This is a genomic window from Microcystis aeruginosa NIES-4325 (genome assembly GCF_008974145.1).
In the GTDB taxonomy this organism is placed as follows: domain Bacteria; phylum Cyanobacteriota; class Cyanobacteriia; order Cyanobacteriales; family Microcystaceae; genus Microcystis; species Microcystis aeruginosa_G.
The window spans coordinates 1-766 of sequence record NZ_BJKP01000104.1 but is presented as its reverse complement, the minus strand read 5'-3'; the positions used below and the strand labels follow the sequence as shown (position 1 = coordinate 766).

Here is a 766-nt window from a genome sequence, read left to right as displayed (position 1 = left end):
GTGGTGTTCATAGGAAGTGAAGGGGCAGAATGCCCCAATTAAACGTTTAAGGAAATAATTAGCCCAATTTCTCAATAAGTCTTTCGCTCCTCAACCCATAGGCGATCTCCTAAAAATAAACCACTGATCTAGACTATCTACAGCCCAATACCCTAAGTATGCGATCGGTCAAATTGCCTCTAGGGCATTGGGATGTTGTTTAGTTATATCAACACTTTAGCTCAGACAAGCCACTTTGTCAACACTAAAGTTCTGATTATTTGTTAAAATGAAATCATCTTCCGAATCTTTCCTTACTTTGAAGCAACTTATCGAATGTGCAAACACAACCCAAAGAGATATCGCCAAACGAACGGGAATATCTGAAAGAACGATTAACGATTGGACAGCCAAAAGAAAAACCCCTCGACTAGATAACGCCTTAGTGTTGTGCCGGGAATTAGGGGTGAGCCTAAAAACCTTGTCCCAATCTCTCGGACTAGATACCACCGGTATCCCCGACGATTCCCCTAGCTAATAAAATTCCCTAACGATTAGCTCTCGTTAGGGAAAGTGACAAAAATTTTGTCGTTTACCAGTATGATGACTCTCTCTATAAACGATCGCATCTCCTATAAGGGAGAAAAGGCCACGGTTAAACAAGTCTGGAAAAAGAAAGTCAAGGTCATCCTCTCAGATCTGCGAGAGATAACCGTAGGAATAGACGAGATCGGGACGGCTGATGAAGTTATTCCCGGTCAGTTACCATTAATTGATCTTTTTCAGT

The 766-nt window shown here is 41.6% G+C and carries 1 protein-coding gene and 1 pseudogene; both read left to right on the top strand.

From position 1 onward, the window contains the following. Positions 1-268: 268 nt before the first annotated feature. On the top strand, positions 269-517 hold the full coding sequence (locus tag MiAbW_RS19170) for a helix-turn-helix transcriptional regulator (protein ID WP_151697357.1): 249 nt from the start codon (positions 269-271) through the stop codon (positions 515-517). Positions 518-579: 62 nt separating this feature from the next. Beyond that, a pseudogene (locus tag MiAbW_RS19165) lies at positions 580-766 on the top strand (hypothetical protein); the annotation flags it as partial.

Bases quoted from the DNA above. Each gene is read 5' to 3' on its own strand.
- MiAbW_RS19170 (WP_151697357.1), top strand. From the start codon at position 269: ATGAAATCATCTTCCGAATCTTTCCTTACTTTGAAGCAACTTATCGAA.